The organism is Butyrivibrio sp. FCS014 (genome assembly GCF_000526935.1).
Taxonomy (GTDB): domain Bacteria; phylum Bacillota; class Clostridia; order Lachnospirales; family Lachnospiraceae; genus Butyrivibrio.
In genome coordinates, this window is the sequence record NZ_JAHA01000008.1 from 262,110 (window position 1) to 283,688 (window position 21,579).

17 protein-coding genes are annotated in these 21,579 nt (G+C 48.2%); 4 read left to right on the top strand and 13 right to left on the bottom strand.

Annotation, left to right across the window (positions count from 1 at the left end; genetic code table 11):
- Positions 1-22 precede the first annotated feature (22 nt).
- Positions 23-1,456, top strand: a complete 1,434-nt coding sequence (gene proS, locus T456_RS0110025; protein ID WP_024866032.1) for a proline--tRNA ligase — start codon at positions 23-25, stop codon at positions 1,454-1,456.
- Between the two features lie 274 nt (positions 1,457-1,730).
- Here the strand turns inward: proS and T456_RS0110030 are convergent, their stop codons facing one another.
- From T456_RS0110030 to murI, 4 genes are all read right to left on the bottom strand, one after another.
- Complete coding sequence (locus T456_RS0110030; protein ID WP_024866033.1) at positions 1,731-3,758, bottom strand: HelD family protein; 2,028 nt, start codon at positions 3,756-3,758, stop codon at positions 1,731-1,733.
- 3 nt (positions 3,759-3,761) lie between these two features.
- Positions 3,762-4,313 carry an anaerobic ribonucleoside-triphosphate reductase activating protein gene (gene nrdG / locus T456_RS0110035; RefSeq protein ID WP_024866034.1) on the bottom strand — a complete coding sequence of 184 codons (552 nt, stop codon included), beginning with the start codon at positions 4,311-4,313 and terminating at the stop codon, positions 3,762-3,764.
- A 69-nt stretch (positions 4,314-4,382) separates the two neighbouring features.
- Positions 4,383-6,620 carry an anaerobic ribonucleoside-triphosphate reductase gene (gene nrdD / locus T456_RS0110040; RefSeq protein ID WP_024866035.1) on the bottom strand — a complete coding sequence of 746 codons (2,238 nt, stop codon included), beginning with the start codon at positions 6,618-6,620 and terminating at the stop codon, positions 4,383-4,385.
- A 143-nt stretch (positions 6,621-6,763) separates the two neighbouring features.
- Positions 6,764-7,576: a glutamate racemase gene (gene murI / locus T456_RS0110045; protein WP_024866036.1), complete on the bottom strand. Its 813-nt coding sequence runs from the start codon at positions 7,574-7,576 to the stop codon at positions 6,764-6,766.
- 36 nt (positions 7,577-7,612) lie between these two features.
- Between murI and T456_RS0110050 the strand changes: the two genes are divergently transcribed.
- On the top strand, positions 7,613-8,050 hold the full coding sequence (locus T456_RS0110050) for a hypothetical protein (protein ID WP_024866037.1): 438 nt from the start codon (positions 7,613-7,615) through the stop codon (positions 8,048-8,050).
- 4 nt (positions 8,051-8,054) lie between these two features.
- Here T456_RS0110050 and T456_RS0110055 read toward each other — a convergent pair whose 3' ends face one another.
- From T456_RS0110055 to trmB, 3 genes are read right to left on the bottom strand one after another with little or no spacing between them, the layout of a single operon-like run.
- A complete protein-coding gene (locus T456_RS0110055; protein WP_024866038.1) occupies positions 8,055-8,840 on the bottom strand; it encodes an SH3 domain-containing protein in 786 nt (261 codons plus the stop codon).
- A 39-nt stretch (positions 8,841-8,879) separates the two neighbouring features.
- Positions 8,880-9,200: a thioredoxin gene (gene trxA / locus T456_RS0110060; RefSeq protein WP_024866039.1), complete on the bottom strand. Its 321-nt coding sequence runs from the start codon at positions 9,198-9,200 to the stop codon at positions 8,880-8,882.
- A gap of 3 nt (positions 9,201-9,203) precedes the next feature.
- The gene (gene trmB, locus T456_RS0110065; protein WP_024866040.1) at positions 9,204-9,854 is read right to left on the bottom strand and encodes a tRNA (guanosine(46)-N7)-methyltransferase TrmB; all 651 of its coding nucleotides are present in this window, start codon (positions 9,852-9,854) and stop codon (positions 9,204-9,206) included.
- Between the two features lie 82 nt (positions 9,855-9,936).
- On the opposite strand from trmB, the gene T456_RS0110070 reads away from it, so the two are divergent.
- Positions 9,937-11,385, top strand: coding sequence for a D-alanyl-D-alanine carboxypeptidase family protein (locus T456_RS0110070; protein WP_024866041.1), 1,449 nt, complete (start codon positions 9,937-9,939; stop codon positions 11,383-11,385).
- Positions 11,386-11,467: 82 nt separating this feature from the next.
- Here the strand turns inward: T456_RS0110070 and T456_RS0110075 are convergent, their stop codons facing one another.
- The 4 genes from T456_RS0110075 to T456_RS0110090 form a co-directional block, all read right to left on the bottom strand.
- The gene (locus tag T456_RS0110075) at positions 11,468-12,010 is read right to left on the bottom strand and encodes a glutathione peroxidase (RefSeq protein WP_024866042.1); all 543 of its coding nucleotides are present in this window, start codon (positions 12,008-12,010) and stop codon (positions 11,468-11,470) included.
- A 165-nt stretch (positions 12,011-12,175) separates the two neighbouring features.
- A complete protein-coding gene (locus T456_RS0110080) occupies positions 12,176-13,108 on the bottom strand; it encodes a 3'-5' exonuclease (RefSeq protein WP_024866043.1) in 933 nt (310 codons plus the stop codon).
- Positions 13,109-13,918: a YlmH/Sll1252 family protein gene (locus tag T456_RS0110085; protein ID WP_024866044.1), complete on the bottom strand. Its 810-nt coding sequence runs from the start codon at positions 13,916-13,918 to the stop codon at positions 13,109-13,111.
- A gap of 6 nt (positions 13,919-13,924) precedes the next feature.
- Positions 13,925-16,423: a clostripain-related cysteine peptidase gene (locus tag T456_RS0110090; protein WP_024866045.1), complete on the bottom strand. Its 2,499-nt coding sequence runs from the start codon at positions 16,421-16,423 to the stop codon at positions 13,925-13,927.
- A 201-nt stretch (positions 16,424-16,624) separates the two neighbouring features.
- On the opposite strand from T456_RS0110090, the gene T456_RS0110095 reads away from it, so the two are divergent.
- Positions 16,625-17,509, top strand: a complete 885-nt coding sequence (locus T456_RS0110095; RefSeq protein ID WP_024866046.1) for a sensor domain-containing diguanylate cyclase — start codon at positions 16,625-16,627, stop codon at positions 17,507-17,509.
- A gap of 172 nt (positions 17,510-17,681) precedes the next feature.
- Here the strand turns inward: T456_RS0110095 and T456_RS0110100 are convergent, their stop codons facing one another.
- Both T456_RS0110100 and T456_RS0110105 read right to left on the bottom strand, forming a co-directional pair.
- Complete coding sequence (locus tag T456_RS0110100) at positions 17,682-19,328, bottom strand: ABC transporter ATP-binding protein (protein WP_024866047.1); 1,647 nt, start codon at positions 19,326-19,328, stop codon at positions 17,682-17,684.
- 2 nt (positions 19,329-19,330) lie between these two features.
- Positions 19,331-21,163: an ABC transporter permease gene (locus tag T456_RS0110105; RefSeq protein WP_024866048.1), complete on the bottom strand. Its 1,833-nt coding sequence runs from the start codon at positions 21,161-21,163 to the stop codon at positions 19,331-19,333.
- Positions 21,164-21,579: the final 416 nt, after the last annotated feature.

Below are 21,579 nucleotides of genomic sequence, written 5' to 3' on the forward strand. Positions count from 1 at the left end.
AAAAGACAGGAGAACATTTAAAATGGCTGATAACAAGAAACTTGTTTCTGAAATCACCTCTATGGATGAGGATTTCACACAATGGTATACCGACGTCTGCATCAAGGCAGATCTGGTCAGCTACTCAAATATCAAGGGCTGCATGGTAATTAAGCCTGCAGGATATGCTATTTGGGAGCTTATCCAGAAGCATCTGGATGCAAGATTCAAGGCGACAGGAGTACAGAACGCATACCTTCCCATGTTTATTCCCGAGTCTCTTCTTCAGAAGGAGAAGGACCACGTTGAGGGCTTTGCCCCCGAAGTAGCATGGGTAACTCATGGCGGACTTGAGCCTTTGACCGAGAGATACTGTGTACGACCCACTTCAGAGACACTTTTCTGTGATTATTATAAGGGAGAGATCCACTCCTACAAGGATCTTCCTCAGGTACTGAACCAGTGGTGCAGCGTAGTTCGCTGGGAGAAGGAGACAAGACCTTTCCTTAGAAGCCGCGAGTTCCTTTGGCAGGAAGGTCACACAGCTCACGCCACCATGGAAGAGGCTGAGGAGCGCACACAGCAGATGCTCAATGTTTATGCCGACTTCCTTGAGAACGATATGGCTATCCCCGTTGTAAAGGGACGCAAGACTGACAAGGAGAAGTTTGCCGGCGCTGAGGCCACCTACACAGTAGAAGCCCTGATGCATGACGGAAGAGCTCTTCAGAGCGCAACCAGCCACAACTTCGGAGATGGTTTCGCAAAGGCCTTCGGCATCCAGTACGCAGGCAAGGACAACCAGCTCCACTATGTATGCCAGACTTCCTGGGGACTTACCACCAGAACCATCGGAGCCATGATCATGGTACACGGCGACAATTCAGGACTTGTTGTTCCTCCTAAGATCGCCCCCATCCAGGTTGTGGTCATCCCGATCCAGCAGAAGAAAGAGGGCGTTCTTGATGCCGCTTATGACATCGCAAAGAGCCTTTCCGATTACAGAGTAAAGACTGATGATACAGACAGAACCCCCGGCTTTAAGTTCGCCGAGCAGGAAATGCGCGGAATCCCGATCCGTGTTGAGATCGGCCCCAAGGACCTTGAAGCAGGCAAGTGCGTACTTGTAAGACGTGATACCAGGGAAAAGATTGAAGTAGCTATCGCCGAAGTTCCCGCCAAAGTCGGAGAGCTTCTTGATACCATCCAGAACGATATGCTTGCAAGAGCAAAGGCTCACCTTGCTGAGCACACCTTCGCAGCTCACAACAAAGAGGAGTTTGCAGAGGCCTTCAAGGAGACCAAGGGCTTCGTTAAGGCCATGTGGTGCGGATGCCGCGAGTGCGAGGACCAGATTAAAGAAGAGTTCGCCGCAACCAGCAGATGTATCCCCTTCGAGCAGGAAAAGCTCGCAGATACCTGCGTAATGTGCGGAAAGCCCGCCACCAAGATGGTATATTGGGGCAGGGCATACTAATACAGGCCAGTCCCAGGACTCACACGTAGATGCTTGCGTTCGTCTGCGTCGTGATTTGCCAGCAATCAAAAACCGCTAAATGTCTCATTTCATGTTATTCAGAGAAATCGACATTTAGCGGTTTTTTCTTGTGCAAATCATCTCCTCGTCCGAGAGCAGCGCATCTTCGCGTGAGCCCTGGGACTGGCAAATATACACATCTCTAGCCCGTAATATTCTAATTCGAGCTTGGCTACTTAATTGTATTTGAAATATGCTTTAAGTTTTCAAAAATTCAGTTTTGTTTCCTTAGTATTGCAAGGCGCTGGGTGGCACGGGACACGGCTGTGTAGAGGCAGTGACGGCCAAGTTCGGTGTCGGGGTACATTTCGGTATCGGCGTCTGCCAGGATGACGTTGTCGAACTCCAGGCCTTTGGCCAGGGGAAGTTCGATGAAGAAGGCGCCGCTCCCGGGGAGGGAGTCCTGCTCTTCCATTACGGGAGGCGCGTCTTTTCCAAGAGCTCCGGCGATTCTGTCAACGCTATAGCCGTTGCGGCAGATGATGGCGGTAAGGCCGTCCTTGGCCGCAAATTCTTTAATGAGTTTTTTTAGGGCTGCCACACACTCTTTTTCCGAAGCGCAATTAATTTCGGTTACGGATTCTCCCGGGCGCTTTACGCTTGAAACCTGGAGTTTCTTCTCCTCAGGCAAAAGAGCCGAGAACTTCTCGGTGATCTCCGGGGAACTTCGGTAGCTGGTCATAAGAGGAAGCTCCACAAACTGTTTGCCCTCGGCTGCTGCCATCTCTTCAAGTCCCTTAAAGGTGACGGTTCCCTCGCGGATAGCCTGGAATTCATCTCCCAGCATCATGAAGCGGGCTGAAGGGAAATACTTCCTGAATACCTTTATCTGGGCGGAAGTATAATCCTGCACCTCATCGATCATGATGTAGCGCATGTTTCTGTCGCACTCCCCTGTGAGCTCCATTCTTGTATAGAACCACTCCGCAGCGGTGATCCCGCCGCTTCCAAGGATCCGCTGTGCCACGTGGGATACGTTCACAAAGCCGCAGTGCCTTATCGTGCTAAGTGCTCCGCCGTAGTCGTTCTCAATACGGTTGTCCTCGGCGGCATCGGATTTGGCAACACTTTCGGTGTCCTCAAAGTTGTCCCTGCTCATATTGTGAAGGGCCGCCTTTGCTCTCTCCTCCAGCTCTGTGGCTACATTCTGGATAAGGCGGACACCCATGGGGAACTGCTTGAACTTCTTTACAACAGAGAGCACTTCACTCTTTGTCATTACCACTCGGTCTTTTTGTTTTATGTCAAAAAAGTCTTCTGCCTCCGGGGTAAGAGTCGGCAGAATATCATGTATCTTTTCAAGGCTTCCGTCCTCGGTGTGATCGTACTCGGGATCATCAACGGGAACGCCTGTCATCTTGAGGAATTCTCTCCAGGTAAGGGTGAGAGGATTGGTCTCGCCAAGATCCGGAAGAACGTTGTCTATATAGTCCCTGAATACCGGGTTAAGTGTGAGAAGGCACACCTGGTCAGGACGCAGGGTCTTTCTTTTCAGGTAAAACAGATATGCTATCCTCTGCAGAAGAACTGAGGTCTTGCCGCTGCCTGCGATACCGTTCACCAGAAGATAGGGAACATCAGGGTATCTTATGACCGTGTTCTGCTCCTTCTGAATGGTGGCAGTTATGGCCTTCATCTTGTCAGAGTGAGCCTGGGAAAGAGACTGCAAAAGCATGGGATCTTCTATGGCAATCTGGGTATCAAAGAAGGCAAGGAGCTTATCCTTTTCTATGTCAAACTGCCTGCGAAGCTTAAGGTCTACAGGAATTGTCCTGTCATCAACGGTATAGCTCGTCTTGCCGTTTTCCTGGTTGTAGTAAACCTCCGCAATGGGAGATCTCCAGTCCACAACCATCTGATCGTAGCCGTTCTCGGAGATGGCTGCTCTTCCGATGTAGTAATCCTCGGTGATAGTCTCACCCGGGAACTGTACCTGAATCTTGGCAAAATAAGGAGATTCCAGAAGTTTATTCACAGTATTAAGGCGTTTGTCCAGAGAACTGCTCTCAACATTATAGGTGTCGATATAGCGGTTCCACACCTCGATCTCTGCCAGGGTCTCCATGGTGGTCTCAATATCCGCATAGTCAAAACGGATATTGTCACGGATGTCATTCTTGTCATCAACGGCCTTCTCATTAAGATCCGCGATCTGACCTTCAATGCCCTTTTTTATATCCAGCAGTTTACCGTAGGTCTTTGTAAGGTGCGCCTGTTCCTTCTCGAATATGTCTTTATTCATAGATTATCCTCGTCTGGATTCGTCCCTGTCGTTGTACTTTGACAGCACAACCTCTCCTGTCTTAAGGGTTGCAGGGACATCAATAACTCTCTGGTTCGATGATCCCCTGAAGCGGAGCATGAGATCTCTTTTGTCCTCTTCAAATTCTCCATCCACCAGGATATCGATATTCTCAAGGATAGCCGGCGTGTCGTCGCTATGACAGCGCTTGTTGGACTCATCCGTAAGTTCATCCCAGGTATAACCGCTGTAGATCCAGATGGTCTTCTTGGGGAGCTCTTTCTTTATCCTGTCGATGAATGGCCTGAGGACCTTCTGGTTTACCACTTCCATGGGCTCTCCGCCCAGTATGGTAAGTCCGTTTATATAGTCCGGTCTTAGGGACTCTATTATCTCATTTTCTACGTCTTTCGAAAAGGGGTTACCATAGCCAAAATCCCAGGTCATCTCATTAAAGCATCCCTTGCAGTGATGGGTGCACCCCGACACAAACAGCGATGTGCGGCATCCTATTCCGTTTGCTACGTCCGTAAAAATGATCTCGCCGTAGTTCATATTTCCTCCTATGATGAAACAAGGCCGGAGAAGCTCCGACCTTGCGCTTGTTCACTGTGTAAATTGGTTTTAGCAGGAGCTCTTTGAGTTGGACATATGAAGAACTCTTTCCTTGATCTCCTGTGTACGTCCCTGGTTCCAGAACTGGGTTCCGATGTATCCACAGGTACGTCTTGCAACGTTCATCTTGTTCTGATCGCGGTTACCGCAGTTAGGGCATTCCCAGATAAGCTTTCCGTCTGTATCGGTAACGATCTTGATCTCTCCGTCGTAGCCGCAGCACTGGCAGTAGTCAGACTTGGTATTCAGCTCTGCGTACATAATGTTGTCGTAGATATACTTCATAACTGAAAGAACCGCATCCAGATTGCTGTTCATATCGGGAACCTCAACATAGCTGATGGCTCCTCCCGGTGAAAGTGCCTGGAACTCAGCCTCAAACTTAAGCTTTGTGAAGGCATCGATCTGCTCTGTTACGTGAACATGATAGCTGTTGGTGATGTAATTCTTGTCTGTAACCTCGGGAATGATCCCAAATCTCTGCTGAAGAGCTTTAGCAAACTTGTAGGTTGTGGACTCAAGTGGTGTTCCGTAAAGGCTGAAGGAGATATTCTCCTTGGCGCGCCATGCTGCGCACTTGTCATTGAGGAACTGCATTACCTTAAGAGCGAAGTCCTTGCCCCTTTCATCTGTGTGGGATACACCCTTCATATACTTGGTGCATTCGCAAAGTCCTGCGTAGCCCAGGGAAATTGTTGAGTAATTGCCGAACAGAAGGGGATCGATCTTCTCGCCCTTTTTAAGCCTTGCCAATGCTCCGTTCTGCCAGAGAATGGGAGCTACATCAGAAGGTGTTCCGAGAAGTCTGTTGTGTCTTGCCATAAGAGCTCTGTAGCAAAGCTCGCATCTCTCGTCAAGGATCTGCCAGAATCTGTCTTCATCCTTGGCTGAAGAGCAGGCAACATCTACAAGGTTAAGGGTTACAACACCCTGATTGAATCTGCCGTAGTACTTGTGAGTTCCCTCAACATAGTTAAGGGCATGTGCCTTGTTTCCTGCATTGCAAAGGCCCTCTGCAAGGCTCTCATTGTCGGGAGTAAGGAATGATCTGCATCCCATGCATGGATAAACATCGCCCTTCTTGAGCTCTTTCATCTTCTTTGCAGAGATGTAATCGGGAACCATTCTCTTGGCTGTGCACTTAGCTGCCAGCTCTGTGAGGTAATAATACTTGGAATCCTCGTGGATGTTATCCTCGTCAAGAACATAGATGAGCTTGGGGAATGCGGGTGTGATCAACTGACCCTTCTCATTCTTAACTCCTGTGATACGCTGCTTGAGCATCTCCTCGATGACAAGTGCAAGGTCTTCTCTTGCCTGTCCGTCTTCTACCTCATCAAGGTACATATATACTGTGATGAAAGGAGCCTGTCCGTTGGTGGTCATAAGTGTGATGACCTGATACTGGATAACCTGGCATCCTCTCTCAACTTCTTTTCTTACACGCATCTCTGCGATCTCATTGACCTGTTTCTTGTTGATCTTCATTCCGGCGGTCTCAAACTCGAGAGCAACTTCCTTGCGGAACTTCTGTCTGCTGATATCAACAAAAGGAACCAGGTGGGAAAGAGTGATACTCTGTCCGCCGTACTGTGAGCTGGCAATCTGTGCGATGGCCTGTGTTGCAATGTTGCAGGCTGTTGAAAAGCTCTTGGGACGCTCGATCATGGTCTCGGAGATAACTGTTCCGTTCTGGAGCATATCCTCAAGGTTTACAAGACAGCAGTTGTGCATGTGCTGTGCAAAGTAATCTGCGTCATGGAAGTGGATGATCCCCTCTTCATGAGCCTTAACAACATCTTCGGGAAGGAGGAATCTTCTGGTGATATCCTTACTCACCTCTCCTGCCATATAATCTCTCTGAACGCTGTTAACGGTGGGGTTCTTGTTGGAGTTCTCCTGCTTAACCTCCTCGTTGCTGCACTCGATAAGAGACATGATCTGCTCGTCAGTGGTGTTGGCCTTTCTGACAAGAGCACGTTTATAACGATAGGTGATATATTTACGTGCAACCTCGAACTTACCTGACTTCATAAGTCCGGCCTCAACCATATCCTGGATCTCCTCCACGCTGGCTGCACGGGTAAGGGAAGCGCACTGCTTCTCAACGGCCCTTTCTATATCACTGATCTGGCCATCTGTAAGTTTCTTCTCTTCTGTTACTTCGTCATTTGCTTTCTCTATAGCTGCCAGAATCTTCTTGCCGTCAAAAGCAACTTCTTTTCCGCTTCTCTTGATAATCTTCATAAAAACCCCCTATACATTAGATAAAAACAGTAAATAAAAACAGTTGTGATATACGGATTGCTTCTCTCTATTTTTGAGTCACCTATATCACAACATCTTGTGGTCTATAACAATGATAATACATTATATTGATTAATGCAAGGCTAAATATTCCTTACTTCCTCCAGGCGCAAATGCAGTCTTTTCAAGTGTTCCAGGGTTTTTTCGTCCTCGACTCTTTTCCCGGAGAAAAAATATTCTGTATTTCGTAAACACAATATATTGTGCTTTATCTCATCTTCATCAACATTATCCTGTGACCAGTTAAGATCAAGGACTTCGGCAAGGTGCCTGACCGTGCCTTTGTTGCCGTCTATAAGAAGGGTTCCTTCGCCAAAGTACCTTCTGTAGGCGGGCTTAAAGTAATTAAAATGGGTGCAGCCCAGAACCAAGGCGCAATATCTGCTCTTGTCAAAGGAAGAAAACTGCTGCCGAAGGTATTCATCCACTGCCTCTGACTCAAACTCTTCCCTCTCTGCGAATTCCACAAGCCTTGGCATCGCCAGAAGGTCCACCCTGTGGTCCCCGTCAACTCTGTGGAGCAAATCCTTTAACTTATCTTCTCTGATGGTCACAGGGGTTGCAATCACCATGATGCGCTTGCCTTCCGTGCCCTCAACCGCAGGCTTTACCGCGGGTTCCATTCCAAGGATGGGGAGGTCATAGCGGCGCCTCAGCTCCTTAATGGCAACGCTGGTGGCGGTGTTACAGGCCACAACAATCGCCTCAGCTCCCTGGGATATCAGAAACTCAGTGATATCCGTGGCAAACCCGATTATCTCCTCCGGAGTCTTTGTGCCATAGGGCACATGATCTGTATCCGCATAAAAAATAAATTCTTGCTCCGGCAGGCGGTGACAGGCCTCATTAAGGACTGACAGTCCTCCTATCCCGGAATCAAAAATTCCAATCTTCATAGCTTTCCTCGCTTAAGATTATGTTAAAATATCCTTATGAATGAGAAGAAACTTGACGAACTGCAAAAACTTTATGACAACCCGAGGATAGGTGCCTTTGTCCAGGAGATATGCGAGTACTACGCAACCTCCGACAGCTATGAGGACAATTCCTATCAGGATGAGATAGAACCCCGCGACTTAACAGAGGCAGTCTATACCCTTTTCTGCCTTCAGTGCAGGGAGCAGATCCTGGATGAACTTTCCCTTGTGGGCCGGAAATATCCCGGTGTCTACGAATCCGTCAGAACACTTCACAATAAACTTCTTATCAACATGGACTACCGCCTTCTTGAAAAGGAGTGCACAGGAATTATAACAGCCCATAAACCGGATGTCACGTCCCGGGATATTTTAGACCATGTTGAATCCTGCACCAGATCCAGCGATACGCTATCTGATGCTCTGGATAAATTCTATAACTGGCTGCACTAATCCGTCAGTTTTCCTTAAGATACTTCATCGAGGCGTAAACCTGCTGCCCGTCAACTTCCAGAATGGCCCAGGTGCCCTCATTATTAACCGCGATACGCTTCAGGATATCTCCCTCAGGCACCAGACCAACCACGGAACTTGAAGTATCGGGGCCTGACCGCAGATTAAGAAGTGATGCGCCTGTTACGGTAACAGTATCGTTCTTCTCCACAAATCCTTCCGGAAGCGTAAGGCTTGAGACTTCTGTCTGCACCTCATCCGGATCTTTTGCAAAGTATCTGTCAAAAACTTTTACCTTAAGGGCAAATATAATAAAAGCTAGGATGATCACACCGGTGATGATGGACGCCACACGAACCACCAGGTCCATGTTTATGCCGCCTTCATCCTCATCGTCATAATCTTCCTCGTCATAATCTTCCTCGTCGTAATCTTCTTCGTATTCTTCTTCCCGCTCTTCATAGCGGGCCTCTTCCCGGCGGGGCGGTCCTTCTTTCCTCTCCTCCCTTACCGGCTCCTCCCGGCGGAGGTCTTCGCTGCGCTTTGCTGCCGGCGCTTCTTCCCTCTTCTTTTCCTTCTGCCTCTGATGGATATATTCCTCCCTCTCCTCTTCATTAAAGAAGTTCTCGGGATCTTCGATCTTAATATCCAAGGCCGTGAGAGTCTCATCACCGGGTTTCTTCACAGACTCTTCCTTGGGAGCAGTCTCTTTTTCAATCTTTTCAGAAGCCTCTTCCTGCCCCGATTCCCTTTTCTTGTAATCCTCGAAGTTCATAATCTTGTCTGCCAAAACGATTCTCCTCCGTACAGATAGAAAATGCTGGCTTTTTCAAGCCAGCACCTTGTCTATTATACCCTGTAATTTCGCTTTGTTAAGAGCTCCAACTGCTGTCTCAACAACTTCGCCGTTCTTGAAAAATGCAAACATCGGAATCGACATAACATTGTATTTCTGAGCTATATCAGGTGACTGATCAACGTTGATCTTCATAACCTTGAGCTCGCCGTCGTACTCCTCTGCAAACTCATCTATGATGGGAGCCATCATCTTGCAAGGTCCGCACCAATCTGCTGCAAAATCTACCAGAACCGGCAGCTTGCTGTTGATAACTTCTTCTTCGAAATTCTGACTGTTTAATGAGTAATCCATTTGTTATTTCCCCTTTCTGCTTATGATGTACTTGTAAATGGGATTTCCTAATGAAGAGAATCTCTCTTCATATTCCGTCATAACGTTGCCCTCATTCATGACCGGGTCGTTATGGAGGTCCCTTGTAACCGCATCCAGAGTCCATCCCGCAGGTTCAATCTCTTCCAGTGCAAATTCGAACAGATCTTTGTTGTCTGTCTTGAATTCCACCACGCCGTCAGGTTTCATTATCTGATCGTAGCGCTTCAAAAACTCTCTGGAAGGCAGCCTTCTCTTGGCATGTCTGTCCTTAGGCCATGGATCTGAAAAGTTAAGGTAAATCCTGTCCACCTCATCCGGTGCAAATACCTCACACAGAACCTCCGCATCCATACGAATAAACTTCACATTGGGAAGAAGGAGCTGTTCCTGCTTCTGTATCGCCCGAAGGAGGACGCTTGAATATTTCTCAATCCCTACGTAATTGATATCAGGATGAAGCGTTGCCAGATCCATGAGGAATCTGCCCTTGCCCATCCCTATCTCAATATGTATGGGATTATTGTTTCCAAAAACCTCTTTATGCCAAAGTCCTTTTTTCTTTTCAGGATCTTTTACCGTAAAATCGCTGTCTGCTATAACTTCACGGGATCCTGCGATGTTACGTAATCGCATTATTATTCCTGCCTGTAAGTCTTATACTAGAATTTTACAACATTTGCCCCAAGTTGGGAAGTATTGTATTATTTAAGGTACCATGAACCAAAAAAACACTAAAACACACGGTTTTAACTTCATATACAGGCTCGCAGCATGCATTCTTGCTGCACTTGTCATGATCCCGAAAGCTGCACCTTATGTGTATGCAGGCTATGAGGAGGAAGCTCAGCTTAGAAAAGAGCTTCCTATCCAGTCCAATGACATTCCCGGATGGCCCCATGGTCCCGAGATCACCGCTCAGTCCGCCATAGTAATGGAAGCCACAACAGGCACCATTCTCTATGCCAAGAACATTCACGAAGAGCTCTATCCCGCCAGCACCACCAAGATCATGACCTGTCTTCTGGCTGTGGAAAACGCAAGCCTCTCCGACAAGATCACCTTTTCAAACGACGCGGTGTTCAGCGTCCCTGCGGGTGGTTCCAACATCGGTATGGATGTCGGTCAGTCCATAACCTTAGAGCAGGCTCTTTACGGAATAATGGTAGGCAGTGCCAATGAAGTGGCAAATGCCGTGGGAGAGCATGTAAGCGGCAGCATCGACGGCTTCATTGACCTTATGAATTCCAGGGCAAAAGAGCTGGGATGTACCAACACACATTTTGCCAATACCAACGGTCTTCAGGCCGATGACCACTACACCAGCGCCTACGATCTGGCCCTGATATCGAAGGCTTTTTTCGCCAACGAGCTTCTGTGCAAGGTGGGAAATACCCCCCGCTATCACTTCACAGCCACCGCTACCCAGCCCGACGACTTTTACCTCAACAACAAGCACAAGCTTATTACCGGCGAGATTGCTTATGAGGGAATCGTGGGCGGCAAGACCGGATATACGGATCTTGCAAGGGAGACACTGGTGACCTGCGCCGAGAAAAACGGTATGAAGCTTATATGCGTGGTGTTCAAGGACGAGTCCCCCGCCCAGTTCACCGATACCGTGACACTGTTTGATTACGGATTCAACAACTTCCGCAGTGTCAATATATCTGACAGTGATACCCGCTATATGCCGGATGATTCATTGTTCTTCGAATCTGATAACGATGTATTCGGAAAGGCCGGAACCATCTTAAAGCTTGATGGTTCAGACACTGTCATCATTCCCAAAACTTCAGGGATTGAAGATACCGATTATGAAATAAGATATGACCTTACGGAGGAGGAAAGGAAGGCCTATCCCACTGCCATCGCAAGAATCGATTACTCTTTTTCCGGCACACCCATAGGCAGCGCCCATGTGTGCTACTCGGCGGCGGGTACGGGAACAAGCCGCAGCTCCACCGCTCAGGTAAGGACTGTATATGTAAATGTCAAGATACTGATAATCATCGCCGCTATCCTTGTTGCCCTGTTGTCTGTCATCGGTGCCATTGCTGCGGGGATATCCAATAATAAGACCCATTCAAGCAGAAACGACCGTATGAGATTCAACAGAAGGAAACGGGAATCACGAAAACTGCGATTTAAGAATAAAAAGTTCTGAAAAGAGAGGTAATGCCGGACGACCAGTGTCATCCGGCATCTTTCACATATAAATGTGAGGGTTTAAGGAGTGGAAAATTTATTTACATAAGGTCGGCAACAAAGTTTGCTACCTTACTCATGTCTTCAGTGGGTTCAAAGCGGGCTACTACATTGCCCTCCCTGTCGACAACGAACTTGGTAAAGTTCCATTTGATCTCCGGATTGTTCTTATAATCCTTATCTATCTTCTTGAGCATCATGCTCATGGCAAGAGCCTTAGGTCCTTTGCCGAATCCCTCGAAGCCCTTCTGACTCTTAAGGAATCCATAAAGAGGAATAGCTGTCTCGCCGTTAATATCTACCTTCTTCATCTGAGGGAACTTGGTGTTGTAGTGAAGCTGGCAGAACTCGTGAATCTCTTCGTCTGTACCGGGTGTCTGTCCTGCGAACTGGTTGCAGGGAATATCAAGAACCTCAAAGCCCTGATCGTGGAACTTCTCGTACATCTCCTCGATATCCTTGTAGTGAGGTGTAAAGCCGCAGCCTGTTGCTGTGTTAACAACAAGAACTACCTTGCCTTTGAAGTTCTCCATTGAGAAATCATTACCCTGAGCATCCTGAACTGAATAATCATAAAATCCCATTGCGTTGTCCTCCATTTTGGAAACTATGTGTATGTGTATTTGCATCTTTATGTGATAATCAATTGCGTTCAATTTAATTGTATTATATTGTGTGCAATCTAATTTGTCAACACTTTTTTTGTAAAAACAGCAGAACCCTTGAAAATACGGGCTCTGCTGCCATTTTTATTTCTGTCTTTTTTTAATTTTTCTCTGTTTTGCCTTCATAGCTTCCACCTCTTCAGGAGAAATAAACCTGCTGGTTTTAACTACGTAAAGGTTTCCGTCCTCAGCCTTTTTTATCCTGACCTTGGACTTCATGAATCCATGCTTGTCGCAGATTGCCACACTGTAGTAATGCTTACCGTTGGGGGAGAACCACTTCACCTGCCGCTTGATGCTCTTCTTGCACAGATAGCATCTGGTGCCCATGATCTCCATGTTCTCCAGTATGTCTTCCTTTGAAGGAAACTCCCTGGAGATGAACTTGGCGTAGGAATCAAAGACTATCCGGATCTCCTGGCTCTTGTTCTTGGGTGTGACATAGGTGTCAAAGGAGATCCTTCCCAGTATCTTTTCCGAAAAGGTGGCAAAGACCTTGGCTGTGTACTCTGCGTCCGCCTGAGCTCTGTGAAAGGGAATATCCTTCTCTATTCCAAGCTCATCCACCGCAGCCTCCAGAGACTTCCTTGATCTTCCGTCATCCCTGGCAAGGCTGTAGAGCTTTTGTACATCATAGAAGGCCAGTGGCCTGTCGGACAAAAGGGGCATCCCGAAGAAGTCCAGATTTCGCTGGAACTCCGTAAGATCCAAGGGTCCCCAGCTGCAAAACTTGGGGTCCTCTCCGCACCAGGCAAGGAAATCCGAGGCCACCTTCTCGAAGGGCTCACCCTTTTCCAAATCTTCCATGGACAAATGTATCAGCTTCCCGGTGATCCTGTGCATATGCCTGTGGACCTGAGGTTTTATAAGTCCGGAGAACTCTCCGATCTTCTGCCTGTTTTCATCTAATTTGACCGCACCTATCTCCACAATCTCAAAGGCAAGCGTCTTGCCGTTTCTTGTGACCGGTGCATCTCCCTGGTTCCACTCCAGGTCAAAAACAATATAACTTCCCATCTAAATAAACTTTCTGACTTTGATAAAGAGTCTTCCCTTTCTGGTGGTGCCGCCGGGCCCGTCGTAAATGAACTTGCCCTTACCCCGGACCGATACCCGTGCTCCTGTCTTAAGGTCATACCCGCCGCTGTAGGCGGTCCGCCCGTCGATGAATACCTGCTCTGCCTCGATGAGTCTCTGGGCCTCTGCCCTTGAAAGATTATATACAAAGGCTATGACTGCATCGGTCCTCTCTGAAGCAACGCTCCCCGAGGCCTCTTCAAAGCGGGGTCTTATGTCACACTCCGAGCCGTTTACTATGCTGCATTTTACCGAGGTGTGCCGTATCCTTATAAGCTCCCTGCAGACCATGTCCGCCACTTCCGTGGTGGTGAAAATATATGCCTCTTTTTCCCCGGTTAAGATGTCCCCGATCTGGTCTCTCTCGATGCCCAGGTTCATAAGGGCCCCGAGATAATCCCTGTGATTTAAGTCATCCGAGAACTTCTCCTTGACGGGAGTGACGTGGATGCAGGTCAGTACATCCGGCTCCGCCCCCTGCTGCTCAAGGAATTCCTCCTCGCTTATATAATCGGGCAAAAAACATATCATGGCCCGTTCAGCATCGGGGAATCCCCCGTAGACCACGTAGTGGGCTCCCATGTACTCGTGCACGTTTGAGGATATCCCCTCCGAGGAGAGGATCTGGAAAAACGCTGCCAGCTCCGACAGGGAAAGGAAATCCGTGTGGGTTATAAAACTGTTGTTAAAAGCTCTTCCTGCCAGGTCCTTGATGCGGCCCGACAGGAAGTCACGACTTTTTTCTTCCATATAGTATTAGTAAGTAAGTGTATTTGTCCAATAATTCTGATTGTAAATATCCGTGAAGCGATAGGTTACATAGGCCTTTCCATCGCCTACAGGGAGGTTCTCGATGACCATATCCTTCATATCCTTGTCAACGGTCATGGTCTCGCCAATGTAGTATACACCCTGGAACTGCTTGTCATAGGTGTAGCCGTCGCATACGAAATCTATCTTATCACCCTCCTGAAGCTCAGTGAGGTTCTTGGCTATTGTGTCGGTCTCCCCTTCCACATAGTCGCGGCAGGCACCGGCCACATATCCGTTCTCATTCTCTGAGTCGAATACCAGGATGAGGTTGGATCTCTCTCCGTTGATCTCGCAGGGAACGCGGCCAAAGATAGCGTAATCATCACCGTTCTGCTCCATATCAATGAAGTAGTAGGATACGATCTGCTTGTCGATGGCAAGCCAGGTCTTGTCGCTCTGGGATTTTAAGTTGCCATCTTCATCGAAATCCATGACGTTGTCATAGCCCAGGTTAAGAAGGCCCTGACCGTCATCATAGTACATGTTAAGCTCAAGATCCTGTACCATTGCCCACTGCTCTGCGGGAAGTGAGATAACATCCTCGCCGGCTGCATTGGTGGTCCACATCAGGGATGTGGTGTCAAACTGATGGTCCGCAATATAGGATGCTGCGTAGTCCACATCAACTCCTCTTCCAAGGAATGCGGAGTTGGAGGATGTAAGTCCCGATACGCTGCTAAGGTCGCTGGAAAGGAAGGTGTTAAGAAGCTGTCCTATAAGCTCTGCGGAAGATCCGCCTGAGCTTCCGCCCATACCGGAGAGGTCTCCGAACAGGGACGGCATTGCTGTGCCGGTTCCGCCTGATGCTGCCTGGCCGTATACGTTCATGGAAGCAAAGCTTGAAATACAGTTCTTGTATTCCTCATCCATTCCGATATCGTCATAGGTGTCGCATACAGTATCCAGCTTCTTGGTCTGCTGATAAGGGAAGTAGATGGAAAGGCCGTAGGCATTGGTCATGTTGGAGCTGGTCCTGTTGTACTTGATGGCACTCCTTAAAGTAGCCGCCAGCTCTTTTGCCTCATCTGTTCCCATGCGGGTTGCGAAATCTATAAGGTCTACCTGATCGATCCTTGAGGACTGGGCAAACTCCCTGGTATTGCTGCGGGCACTTGATACAGTCTGGAAATCGTTGTTTTTGATGTGCTCAGTTGTGTCCTTGGAGAAATCAGCAAGCTCCGAAGGAACGGTCTGTGAGAGCTCGGCAAGATCCACCAGTGACAATGTTGTCTTCTGTCCGGGGCATGTCTTCTCACAGGCTGCTGTAAAAGAGTCTATGATGTTTTTGCCGATCTGTAAGGTGTCCATTGAGGTGTCTTTGCCAAGGGCTGTAAGCCAGTCGGTGTAGTACCAGCCAACGCCGGGCTCTGTCTCCTCGGAAGCCACCAGGTAATCCGCGTAGTTGGAAACAACCAGGGCATTCTCCACGGTAGCCATAAGACAGGTGTCAAAGCCAACAAAATCAAAGGTCACGCCGCCGTTTTTAAGGGCTGTGTTTATGCCGCCAAGGGACATGGCTCCCGCTGTGGGGAATTTCTCATCATAGCCGTAGCCGCCGGTGGTTCCTCCGCCGTGATCCCAGAAGATAAGGATGTTTCTGTTGGCAGGGAAATTGGAAGCTGCCCACTTGATATAGCCGGAAAGAGTGTCGGCCTTTGTCATGGGAACGCTGCCAAGGTTATCCTTGAGCATTAAGAGCTTCTTGTCCTTGATCTGATAGATCTGGTTTGTGGAGCTGGAAACCACGTTGTTCTGCCACTGCTTGGCGCCGCCGGTGTAGATGATGAGGTTAACGTTGTCGCCAAAGTCAGCTGAGAGCATCTCCTGAAGGTCTCTTGAAGCCATGCCGCTTCTGGACTCAAGGTCCGCTCCGCACATGTAAACCATGATGGTAACGACGTCTTCGCCGCCGCCCTTTATAACAGTGCGCTTTGCTCTTGCCTGTGAATCAACGGAAGTGTTGAGTTTTCCGGTGTTGTTGTCACCGCTCCAGGCCGCATTACCGCCGCCGGATGCTCCCATGTAGGGGCTGTAGCCGCCGCCGAGAAGAGATCCAAGCATTGATGACATTCCCGAACCGGTGGATGTTCCCGTAGATGTGGAAACCCCTGATGAAGATCCCGTCTGAGTTGATGTAGAGGGCGTTGTTGTAGTTGTTGTATAGTCAGTAAGGGACGAACCTGAGCCGCCTCCGCCAAGAAGGGCTGACAATCCGCCACCGCCTCCCAGCATAACAAGGGCCAGGACCACGATGATCATGAAAAGAGGGCTTCTGCCTCCGGCTCCGCGCTGTGAGCCGCCTCCGCCGCTTCCCGATGATCCGGGCGGCAGTCCGTTACTTCCTCCCACAGGGCCGCTGTAGCCCCCCGCTTCTCCTCTTCTGTGAACGCCGGAACCTCCGGTTCCCACATTCTTTTTTCTGCCTGTAGGTCTGTCTTCCATAATTGCCTCCCGTCTGCCAGATTCATATTTAAATTCATATTTTCTGTAAACTTACATTTATATGTACGAATTCCCGTACAAGGCTATTTTATCACATTCCTTATATATAAATATACTGTAAACTTTAGGCTTTATTCGTGGAAAAATAGATAATTGCCTGCTAAAATGAGTATAGTCACACAATTCACGGAGGATACTGTGATGAACATTTCCGAGAAAGATCTTTTAAGCAATCTTATGACGCTTCTTCCTGTGGGAGTTTTCTGGAAAGACAGGGACAGGCGTTTTCTTGGCGCAAACAAAATGTTCCTGGACTACTATGACCTTGACAGCGTGGACAGCATTATCGGAAAGACCGATGAGGACATGGGCTGGCACATAAATCCCGAGCCCTACAGACACGCTGAACTCAAGGTAATAAGCGAAGGCGTTCCCGAGCTCAACGTTCCGGGGCAGTGTATCGTTAAGGGAAATGTCAGGGACATCGTCGCCTCCAAGGTACCGCTTACTGTGGACGGCGAAATTGTGGGACTTATCGGATACTTCATGGACGTCACCGACAGCAAGGCAGAAAACGAGAGGCTCTCCAGTCTCTCCAACACCGACGAACTCACGGGGCTTTTAAACAGGCGTGCCTTCAGCGGTATCGCTGCGAAGTATGAGAAGCAGTACATAGCTGACGGTACGGACTTTGCGCTGTTTATGATAGACCTGGATGACTTCAAGGAAATAAATGATGATTACGGCCACGAATACGGAAACCTGGTACTTAAAGACATCTCAAAGTCTCTTACCATGGCCTGCGCAGAAAACTGCGTGCTTTTCAGATACGGCGGTGACGAGTTCGTGATCCTACATCAATATGGGGACAAAAAAGACATCGACTCCAAGATCAAGAAGTTCATGGCCGCTGTAGATGCACCGAGGAACCTTGATGGTATGAACCTGACGGTAAAAGCCTCCATTGGCTACTCCTTCTACTCGGAGACCACCTTCATCAACTCCCTTCTTGAGGTTGCTGACCGGCGCATGTATGAGATGAAAAGAGAACACAAAGCAGGGCGGGGGAAAGCCCGTAATATATGAATTGAGCAGGCGGACTCCCATTCGGTTCTGCTCGCAGAAAGCAAAAAAGAGCGAAAGACTTTTGGTCTTCCGCTCTTTTTCATAAAAGGTAGGTTGTATTATGTTAAAAAAGTATTGGATTGTTTCCTGATTATAGTTCAAAGCGCCAATGGGGACGGTTCTTAGTGGCGCATTACAGCTCCAGACTTCCTGAGCAGATGAGCTTGCCGCTTCTTCTGTCGAAAAGAAGGATGTCTTTTCCGCTGATATTTATCTTCTCCTCCTGGCCGATCTGATAGATCACGCCGCCGAAGATAACTCCGGTAAGAAGGAATTCCCCAACTCGCAGCTTAAGTGTTGACTCCATACCTGTGGGCATTGCGCCGTAGATAGTGGTGTCGATCTTGCCGTTTGCATCGATGTCGATGGCCTCGGGTCTTATACCGATAACAAAGTCCTCATCGGTGATAACAGGCTCGTCCATAATGGAATCATCCTGCTCTTCCACCTTCTGGATGTGGTACTTGAATACCTCGTCCTTGTTGCTCTTCTCAACTGCCCCCTTCTTCTGAAGTCTTGCTTTTTCATACTCGAGTTTGTCTGCAGCTTCCTTGTCTCTTGCTGCTCTCCACTCCTTAAGATCTGTCTTTTCCGCGGGAACAAATCTTGCCTTGATTCCCCCGAGGATGTCCACTGCTACGCTTCCGTCGCTCTGCTGAGTTCCCTTTGCATCCACAAAGTTCATGGAAGGGTTACCCACGAAGTCGGCAACAAACAGGTTTGCGGGTCTGTTGTAGACTTCAAGAGGAGCTGCGTACTGCTGAAGCACGCCGTTGCTTACAAGGCAGATTCTTGTTGCCAATGTCATGGCCTCCATCTGGTCATGGGTTACGTATACGAAGGTTGATCCTGTCTCAACATGGAGTCTCTGGAGCTCATATCTCATCTCGAGACGAAGCTTTGCATCAAGGTTTGACAGAGGCTCATCCATGAAAAGAACCTGTGGCTCGGGAGCCAGTGTACGGGCAATGGCAACTCTCTGCTGCTGTCCGCCGGAGAGCTCTGCGGGATATCTGTCCATGAACATTCCAATCTTTACTATTCTTGAGCAGGATCTTACTCTTGAATCTATCTCCTCCTTGGAGAGCTTTCTGTTCTCCAGAATCGCCATTCCGTTCTTTGTTACCTCGAATTTCTCGTTAAGTCCCTTACCCTCTTTTTCATATTTGCTCTTTATTGCAGCAAACTTGTTTTCATACTCTGCAAGCTTTGTCTTTGCAAGAGCTGCAGGGTCTGAAGAAGCGTGAATCCCAAGGGCGAACAGCTCTTTTGCCGTATAGATTGAGAGGTTGTAGTTGTCGATGAGTTTAACGTAAGCCTTGTTCTCGTCAAGCTTGCCGTTCTTGTCCTTGCACTCCTCGATGACCTCTTTTACCTTGTGGCCGTTGGCAAGAGCCCTCATCATATCTGAGGTCTGCTTGGCCTCAACGTCGATCACGGGCATCTCCTCGTGGATATTCTTAAGGCCGAAAGAGATATTCTCATAAACGGTCATGTTGGGCCAAAGTGCGTAGTTCTGGAAAAGGAAGCCCACTTTACGCTTGTTGGCGGGAACATTGATTCCTGCGTTGGAGTCGAATACCACCTTGTCGCCGATGGTGATGCGGCCCTCTGTGGGAGTCTCGAGACCTGCGATCATACGAAGGATTGTAGTCTTGCCGCAGCCTGAAGGTCCGAGAAGCGTGATGAATGAATTATCGGGAATGTTGAGGCTAACATTGTCTACGCCAAAGAACTTGCCCCAGCGCTTGGTTATATTTTCTAAAATGATTTCCGGCATGATTACTTCCCTCCTATGCCGCTGTCAAGGCTTGCGCCTGTCAGCTTGTTTACAAGTGTATTGAATACCAGGATCGTTACGATAAGGATGAGGTTGATGGCACTTGAGAATGCGTACAGACCCATCTCATCGAAGTAATCCAGTGTTGTTGATAAAATGAAGCCCTGAGTACAAAGGAGCAGGAAAAGAGACAGCTCCCTTAAGCAGGTCATGAAGGGCAGTAAATATCCACTGATGATGGATGACTTCTGGATAGGGATGATGATCCTTGTCATTCTCTTTATCCAGGAGGTGTTCATGATAATTGCCGCTTCTTCAAGTTCGTTACTGATCTGGAGCATTGAGTTAAGCGAGCTCCTGGAGGCGAAGGGGATGTACTTCACAACGCCTGCGATGATCAGAAGTGTATATGTGTTGAACAGATTGATGTGCTCGTTGGAGAACAGGATAAAGAAGGCTGCTCCAACTGCGATTGAAGGCATAAGGTAAGGCAGGAATGCTACATTGTTTACGTAGTTTGCCCACTTGTTACGTCTCTTTTTCGCAACGGCATATCCGATAAGGGTTCCGATGGTTCCTGCGATAAGGGCACAGACAACTGCCAGGAACAATGTTCCGAAGAAGGCGTGCCAGATGGTGTTGTTGTACAGGATACCGGGCTGACCGTACATACCGTTCTCTGTAATATTCTCGTTTGTTATCCACCACTTGGTTGTAAGGTGTGCAAGGTTTCCTGTGTAGAGGAAGCTGTAGTCACCGGGGTTGGGAAGGAAGGTCTCAAGGGCAAAAAGAACGATGGGCCAGATACTTGTGAAGAAGGTGATAAGGATAAAGATGATTCCCACAATGTATTTGCCGGCTTTACCGATGGAAAGCTTTGTGAGCTGACCGGACTTTCCTGTTACAGTGGTGTAGTTTTTGCGGCTCTTAAGTGAGAGCTGGTTCATTCCAAGGATCAGCACACCGAAGATCATCATGATGATGGCCAGGATACTGGCTTCACCGGTGTATTTGCTGTTCATGGAGATGTACTTGGTTGAAAGTGTTGTAAGGTTTAAGTAATGAGGTACGGGATAGCTTCCCATGGCACTTCCGAAAACCAGGAGGATCGTTGAAAGGATCGCAGGCTTGATCATTGGAAGTGTTACCTTGAACATGATCTTCCACTTGGGTGTATCAAGGATGGTTGCCGCCTCCTCTAAGTTGGCGTCCATGTTCTTGAAGATGCCGCCGATCAGGATATAGGCAAAGGGTGCGTAGTGAAGTCCTAAAACCATCGCACTGGGGAAAACTCCCTGGCACCACCAGTGGGGGAAGTACACGTTGAAGATCGCTGCAAGAAGTCCGTCCGAGGTTCCCGTCACCTTGTTGGAGTAGAACATGTGCTGCCAAACAACAGCCAGTGTCCACTGCGGCATGATGTAAGGGAAAATGAAGATGGAGCTTAAGTACTTCTTGAACTTCATATCTGTCCTTGTTACAAGGAAGGCGAAAAGTCCGCCGAAAAGAATTGATATGAAGCAGGTAAGAACTGAGAGGATAACCGTGTTAAGAAGCGGTACCCATAGGTTTGTCTTTGCAAGTTTGCTGGTAAAAAGATCTGTGTAATTTACGATAGTATATCCGGAAACCCTCTTAGTAAGATGCTGGTCAATGGTTCCGGGATGGATCGCGAAGGTGTCTTTTACGATCGCGATGATAGGTGCGACAGTACTGAAAGTCAGGACAATCCCAAACAGCAAAAGTATTATATTCTGAGGCTGGGAAAACCATGTCTTTACCTTATTCTTGAAAATCGCACTTTTGTCTGGTTTTGCGATTGTCTGCGTCTGCATGTTGTCTCCTTTACTGATACCGGACGGTGACTTTCGGGAAGGACTCTCGATAAAATGTACAACGTCTCTCGTTGTGCTAAGCACTCCGCTAAGCCCGGAGCATTCATCGTTTCGTGCATAGGCACTCACGATGAATTGGTCTTAGCTCCGTAGCACAAAAATCGTTCCTTATGTACATTTTTATCTGTCGTCCTTCCTCGCTTGTCACCTGTGTGTTCATAAAGCTGAAATCGTTGTATTTCAAAGAATTACCAGGCTAGTCGACTATTAGCAGGTTATAAGAACAAATTTTGTCTCTCGAAGGGCCTTTGAGGCGGCCGGCACTTGGCGCCTGTCCTTTAGGCGCCTAGTACCGCTGCCAGCCGAAAGGAGCGAAAGCGTCCCAAGAAGACAAATTTGTTCTTATAACCGGAAGA